Origin of the sequence: Streptomyces olivochromogenes, assembly GCF_001514115.1 — a bacterium.
In the GTDB taxonomy this organism is placed as follows: domain Bacteria; phylum Actinomycetota; class Actinomycetes; order Streptomycetales; family Streptomycetaceae; genus Streptomyces; species Streptomyces olivochromogenes.
The window spans coordinates 587,243-593,456 of sequence record NZ_KQ948454.1 but is presented as its reverse complement, the minus strand read 5'-3'; the positions used below and the strand labels follow the sequence as shown (position 1 = coordinate 593,456).

7 protein-coding genes are annotated in these 6,214 nt (G+C 68.7%); all 7 read left to right on the top strand.

What is annotated here, in order from left to right; all coding sequences use genetic code 11:
* Positions 1 to 74 precede the first annotated feature (74 nt).
* The 7 genes from AQJ27_RS15145 to AQJ27_RS52090 all read left to right on the top strand — a co-directional run bounded on the left by AQJ27_RS15145 (position 75) and on the right by AQJ27_RS52090 (position 6,030).
* Positions 75 to 719: an HAD family hydrolase gene (locus AQJ27_RS15145; protein WP_067367759.1), complete on the top strand. Its 645-nt coding sequence runs from the start codon at positions 75 to 77 to the stop codon at positions 717 to 719.
* A 134-nt stretch (positions 720 to 853) separates the two neighbouring features.
* The gene (locus tag AQJ27_RS15140) at positions 854 to 1,576 is read left to right on the top strand and encodes a VC0807 family protein (RefSeq protein ID WP_235613598.1); all 723 of its coding nucleotides are present in this window, start codon (positions 854 to 856) and stop codon (positions 1,574 to 1,576) included.
* 60 nt (positions 1,577 to 1,636) lie between these two features.
* Positions 1,637 to 2,887, top strand: a complete 1,251-nt coding sequence (locus tag AQJ27_RS15135) for an MFS transporter (protein ID WP_067367756.1) — start codon at positions 1,637 to 1,639, stop codon at positions 2,885 to 2,887.
* The gene (locus tag AQJ27_RS15130; RefSeq protein ID WP_067367958.1) at positions 2,838 to 4,010 is read left to right on the top strand and encodes an acetoin utilization protein AcuC; all 1,173 of its coding nucleotides are present in this window, start codon (positions 2,838 to 2,840) and stop codon (positions 4,008 to 4,010) included. The genes AQJ27_RS15135 and AQJ27_RS15130 overlap by 50 nt, the downstream gene beginning before the upstream one ends.
* Positions 4,011 to 4,608: 598 nt before the next feature.
* The gene (locus AQJ27_RS15125) at positions 4,609 to 5,424 is read left to right on the top strand and encodes a phosphatase (protein ID WP_067367955.1); all 816 of its coding nucleotides are present in this window, start codon (positions 4,609 to 4,611) and stop codon (positions 5,422 to 5,424) included.
* A gap of 129 nt (positions 5,425 to 5,553) precedes the next feature.
* Positions 5,554 to 5,766 (top strand): helix-turn-helix domain-containing protein, encoded by a 213-nt coding sequence (locus AQJ27_RS15120; protein WP_004984898.1) that lies wholly within the window; start codon positions 5,554 to 5,556, stop codon positions 5,764 to 5,766.
* Between the two features lie 165 nt (positions 5,767 to 5,931).
* Positions 5,932 to 6,030 carry a 30S ribosomal protein bS22 gene (locus AQJ27_RS52090; RefSeq protein ID WP_003948845.1) on the top strand — a complete coding sequence of 33 codons (99 nt, stop codon included), beginning with the start codon at positions 5,932 to 5,934 and terminating at the stop codon, positions 6,028 to 6,030.
* Positions 6,031 to 6,214: the final 184 nt, after the last annotated feature.

Genomic DNA, 6,214 nt, shown 5'->3' with positions numbered 1-6,214 from the left:
TAATTGTAGGGAGAACCCCCGTACCGGGAAATCGGTACGGGGGTTTTCTGCGTTTGGGGGTCTAGTGTTTTGTCATGCGCTATGACTTGGTGATCTTCGACAACGACGGCGTCCTCGTGGACAGTGAGCCGATCTCCAACACGATCCTGGCCGCTTATCTGACCGAACTCGGGCACCCGACCTCGTACGAGGAGTCCATCCGGGACTACATGGGGTCTGCCATGCACCGCATCCACGAGCTCGTCCAGGAGCGGAGTGGGCAGCGGCTGCCGGAGGACTTCGACGACGTCTTTCACGGGCGGGTGTTCGCCGCCTTCGAGCGGGAGCTGCAACCCGTTCCCGGTGCCGTGCAGTTGCTGGAGAAGCTGGCCGCGGACGAGGTGCCGTACTGCGTGGCCTCCTCCGGGAGCCATGAGCGGATCCGGGTGGGCCATCGGAAGACCGGGATCGACCGATGGTTCGGTGAAGGGCGTGTCTTCAGTTCGCAGGACGTGGGGCGGGGCAAGCCGGCCCCCGATCTGTTTCTTCACGCCGCCGAGCGGATGGGCGTGGCGCCGGAGCGGTGTGTCGTCGTGGAGGACAGTCCGCTCGGGGTGCGGGCGGCGAACGCCGCGGGGATGGACGTGTACGGGTTCACCGCGATGACGCCGGCCGCCAAGCTCGCCGGCGCCACTCAACTCTTCTCCGAGCTGGGCGAGTTGGCTGACCTGCTCGTATGACGGCACCCATCGCGCGGCACTGACATTTGTCACGCCGAGCTCCGGACGATCGTTTCTGTTGGCGAGTGGGGTCCGACCGCGAAGCTGAGTACATCGGAACGGGACGTACACAGCGACGACGGAGGGACCCGATCATGAGCATCACGGCCATCGAGACCAGCACTGGAGCGACCACCGTCGAGGCACCGGCCGCCACGAGCGCCGGTGTCGCCGCCAGGCCCAGCTTCCTGCCGCTGATCCTCGACGTGGCGGTGCCCGTCGGGTCGTACTACCTCCTCAAGAACGGGTTCGGCATGAGCACCATGGCGGCCCTCGGCTGGAGCAGTGTGGTGCCGGCGGTGCGGACCGTGTGGGGCGCGGTGAAGGAGCGCAAGGCCAACGCCCTGGCCGGGCTGATTCTGTTCGTCAACGTCGTCGGGCTGGCGCTCAGCCTCGTCGCCGGTGACCCGCGGCTGATGCTGGCCAAGGACAGCGGGGTCAGCAGCGCGATCGGCATCGGCATCCTGGTGTCCGTGAAGCTCGGCCGGCCGATGATGACGGCGGGCATGAAGCCGTTCCTCATCAAGGGCGACGCGGCCAAGAACGCCGCGTGGGACCGGCTGGCGGCAGGCTCCCCGCGGTTCCGGAAGGCCGAGCGGACCTTCTCCCTGGTCTGGGGCGTGGTGCTGCTCAGCGAGTGCGTCGCGCGGGTCGTGGGGGCGTACACCCTGCCGGTCGACACCATGGTCTGGCTGGGCACGGTCGTGATGATCGGTTCGATCGTGGTGGCCATGCTGGTCGGTGGGCGGCTGGCGGTCGTTCCGATGGAGAAGATGCTGGAGAACGAGGTCGCCGGGACCATCCAGTCGAAGAGTTGAGCAAAATTCATCTTCGGCTGGATCTACCCACCGGTATGCCGGGGCCCTACGCTCGCCGCCATGACAGATGTGCTGCGGCGCGGTAGGGCCTCTTTGGCGTTCAGCTTCTTCGCTCAGGGCGCCACCTTTGCCCTGCTCGTGACGCGCATTCCGGCCATCCAGGACCGGTACGGCGTCTCCGACGCGCTGCTGCCCGCGTTCCTGGCCGCCGTGCCGATCCTCGCCGGGGTCGGCAGCGTGACGACCGAGCAGCTGGTGAAGCGAATACGGCCCAGTCGGCTGCTGCGCTGGTCCCAGCCCGTTGTGCTCCTTGCGCTGCTCGGGGTCGGGGCGGGGGACCGGCTGGTCGAACTGGCGGTCGCGCTCGGTGCCTTCGGGCTCGCGGTCGGCGCGCTCGACGCGTCCATGAACATGCTCGGGGTGAGCCTCCAGCGGACGTACGGGCGCAGCATCATGCTCGGTTTCCACGCCACGTACAGCCTGGGCGGGATCGTGGGCGCCTCGCTCGCGTGGGTGGGAGCGCACTGGCATCTCTCGCTGTTCGTGTCCTATCTCCCGGTGGTGCTCGTGCTGCTGCCGGCGGCGCTCGTGGGGAGTCGGTGGTACGTCGACGGGGGCGCCGCCTCTGGTCTTGAGACCGATGCCGATGCCGGTGTCGATGCGGAGGTCGGGAAGGGGCAGGGGGAGAGTGGGGCCCTGGTCTTCAGGCTGCTGTTGCCGCTGTGTCTGGTGATGACGTTCGCGTACATCGGGGACTCGACGGTTTCAAACTGGAGTGCGAAGTATCTGCAGGATGTGCTGGGCAGTTCGGAGCAGTTGGCGACCGTTCCCTACAACGTCTACATGGTGATGACGCTGGTGGGGCGGGCTGTCGGGGACTTCGGGGTGCGGCGGTTCGGGGCGGTGGCCGTCGTACGGCTGGGGGCGGTCGTGGCGGCGCTGGGGTTCGCGGTGGTGGCGGTGGCGCCGGGGGCGTGGGTCGGGATGCTCGGGTTCACGTTGCTGGGGCTGGGGTTGTGCGTGCTGGTGCCGCAGACGTTCGCGGCGGCCGGACGGTTGTTTCCCGGGGCTTCGGACGCTGCCATCGCACGGCTGAACATCTTCAATTACGTCGGGTTCCTGATCGGTTCGCCGTTGGTGGGGGCGTTGGGCGACGCGTGGAACTACCGGGGCGCCATGCTTGTGCCGATGGTGTTGGTACTTGCGACCTTGGGGTACGCCCGCTCGTTCGCGCCCGAACCGGACCGATACGGTGACGGACATGAGCGGCCGCGCACAGCTGATGTGGGACGAGGCAGTAACGGGCTATGACTTCGGCCCGGACCATCCGATGGATCCGGTCCGGCTGGCGCTGACCCGACGACTGGTCGATGCCTTCGGGCTCGACCGGGAGATGGATGTCGTCGCGGCGAAGCCGGCCGGGGAGTCGACGTTGCGGCTCGTGCATCGTGAGGACTATGTCGAGGCGGTCAAGGCCGCGTCGGTGGATCCGGGGGCCGCGGATGCCTCGTACGGGCTCGGGACCATGGACGATCCCGCCTTCGCGGGAATGCACGAGGTGTCGGCGATGATCGCAGGGCAGTCGGTCGGGGCGGCGGAGGCGGTGTGGCACGGGGACGCGCTGCACGCGGTGAACTTCGCGGGTGGGCTGCACCATGCGATGCCGGGTGGGGCGTCCGGGTTCTGCATCTACAACGACGCCTCGCTCGCGATCGCGCGGCTGCTGGAGCTGGGGGCCGAGCGGGTCGCGTACGTGGATGTCGATGTGCATCACGGGGACGGGGTGCAGGCGGCGTTCTGGGAGGACCCCCGGGTTCTGACGATCTCGCTGCACGAGCATCCGCGGACGTTGTTCCCGCAGACCGGGTGGCCGGAGGAGACGGGGGCCTCCTCGGCGGAGGGCTCCGCCGTCAATGTCGCGCTGCCGGCCGGGACCGGGGACGCGGGGTGGCTGCGGGCGTTCCACTCCGTGGTGCCGGAGCTCGTCGCCGAGTTTCGGCCGCAGGTGCTTGTCACCCAGCACGGTGCCGACACCCACTTCGAGGACCCGCTCGCTCATCTCGCCGTCTCGCTCGACGCGCAGCGGGCCGTGCAGGTCGCCTGTCACGACCTGGCGCACGAGTACGCCGACGGGCGGTGGGTCGCGTTGGGTGGGGGCGGGTACGCGGTCGTGGACGTCGTGCCGCGGTCGTGGACGCATCTGGTCGCCGTCGCGGCGGGGCGGCCGATCGACCCCGAGACGGTGATTCCCGAGAGCTGGCGGCAGGAGGTCTTCGCTCGTACGCGGCAGTTGGCGCCCGTGCGGATGACGGACGGGCGGTGGCCCGTGTCCTGGAAGGGGTGGGAGTCCGGGTACGACCCGGCCGATCGTCTCGACCAGGCGATCGTCGCGACGCGCCGCGCCGTGTTCCCCCTACGGGGCCTCCTCCCCTGACCCTTCTTCGCCCCCGCCGCCCCTACCCGACCCATCCCCAGGGGCTCCGCCCCTTCGCCCCCGGCGGGGCTGCGCCCCTGCACCCGCTGGGGGCTGCGCCCCCCCCGGACCCCGGCGGGCAGCGGACCCCGGCGGGGCAGCGGACTCCGGCGGGGTTGTGCCCCCGGACTCCGGCGGGGTTGTGCCCCCGGACTCCGGCGGGGCTGTGCCCCCAGACCCCTGCACGGCTGCGCCCCCAGATCCTGGCGGGGCTGCGCCCCTGCACTCTGGGGGCTGTGCGCCTTCGACCCCGGCGGGGCTCCGCCCCTGCACCCCCCTGGGGGCTGTGCCCCCGGACCCCGGAGGGGCTGTGCCCCAGGGCCCCTGCAGGGCTCCGCCCCTCCCCCCCTCGGAAACCTGCCCTCGGCCAGGCTCCGCCTCGGACCCCCGCCGAGGCCGTGCTCCCATGTCCCGTCTGGGGCTGTGTTCTGGGTGTTCTGTTGTGCTTGGGTTCCCGTTCTGTCGGGGGATAGGGGGCCAGAGTGTGCATTACGCCAACTGTGGGGCGTTTTCGGGAAATTCGGGGTGAAGGGGGTTCATGTGCGTCAGCATCGCTGTCGTGTTGAGCACCGGAGTATTACGTGCGCACCTGCTGGCGGCCCGGTTGGCCGGGCCCGTTGCCACCTCGCGTGAGGAGAGTCTGCGGAGTTATCGACTCTTCGCGGCCCGCGATCCGCGTGTGCTGCTCGGGCTCGATCCCGAGTGGACGTGGGGGCAGCGGGATCTGATCGAGCTGATGGCCGACAAGTGTGGAGTTTCGGCCGATCCGGCGCACACGAGTGGGCATGATGTGATCGACCCTGAGCGGACTCTGGTCGCGCTCGATTCCTTCGCGGCGCGACTCGGAACGGCGGCCAGGAAGCGCGAGCCGGTACTCCTCGGAACCGGTCACCCGCACCGTCTGCTCGGTTTCTACGCCGCCCTTGCGGACGCCCTGTCGGCGGCGGGATGTACCGTCCTCACCCCCGCGCAGGGTAGCTCTGTCGACATAACGACCCGGTTCGGTCTACGCACGTACAACCTTGACTACGTACAAGGTGTCGCGCTGGTACGCGAACCCGGCGCGCAAGCCCCCGGTGGTGCGACCGGCGCACATACCCACTCACCGCTGCCGGTTCGGACGGTTCTGGCAGCCGCCGCGGAGGGCGGCGGGCCGCTCCCGGAACTCGTCATCGGGGACCACGGCTGGGTCTGCGGAGCAGGTCAGCTGGGGTTCGAGGCCATGGGGCTGGCCGATACGGACGATCCTGCGCTCTTCGTCGGAGAGGCAGAGGGGCGGGTGTCCGTCGTCGTTCCGCTTGATGACGCTGTGCGGTCTGATTACTACCGACCGCTTACTCGCTATGTACTCAATCGAGCGTGTCTGTCACAGTAGGCGGCCGATGGCATCTCCTCTTCCCCACTCGCATCACCCGCCCCTACATTGGGGAGTGAGCACGCAACGACGAAGAGTCACCGGAAGGGGAAGCCGGTGGCCGTCGAGTGCGGAAGGTTCAGGTGTGTCATGGCTGCAGCTGGCGAGAGGCCTCTGAACGAGGTTCAGTTCCTTACCGTGGCGGAAGTCGCCTCGGTGATGCGAGTGTCGAAGATGACCGTGTACCGCTTGGTGCACAGCGGTCATCTGCCGGCGATCCGGGTGGGGAGGTCCTTCCGGGTGCCGGAGCAAGCGGTTCACGAGTACCTCCGCGAGAGCTATGTGGGGGTGGAGACAGCCTGACAATTGCTTCGAGGGGTTCCCGAGAGGTCCTTGTGGCCGCCTCGGGAATCCACTCGGATCCCCTCGATTACGACCTCAGCGCTCGGACGGGTAGGCTGGCCCCTCATAGGTCGTGTGGGCCCATGCAGCCCAGCACCGAGTAAAGAGAAGTGAGCGAGGGTAGTCGTGGGCTCTGTTATCAAGAAGCGGCGCAAGCGGATGGCCAAGAAGAAGCACCGCAAGCTGCTTAAGCGCACTCGCGTTCAGCGTCGCAACAAGAAGTAAGTCCGCGCCCCGCATCGTCGGGGCTCGTCCTTGCGCTTGTGCGAGCGCTGCGAACGGCGCGCTCTGTGGCCCCCCACCGGCCGGTGGGGGGCCACAGCCGTTTTCCGGCCAGGCTCTAGGCGTACCGGCCTCCGCCGTCGCGGCGGCTTTCGCCCAGAGCGGGTACTTTCCGTGGGGAGCGGGC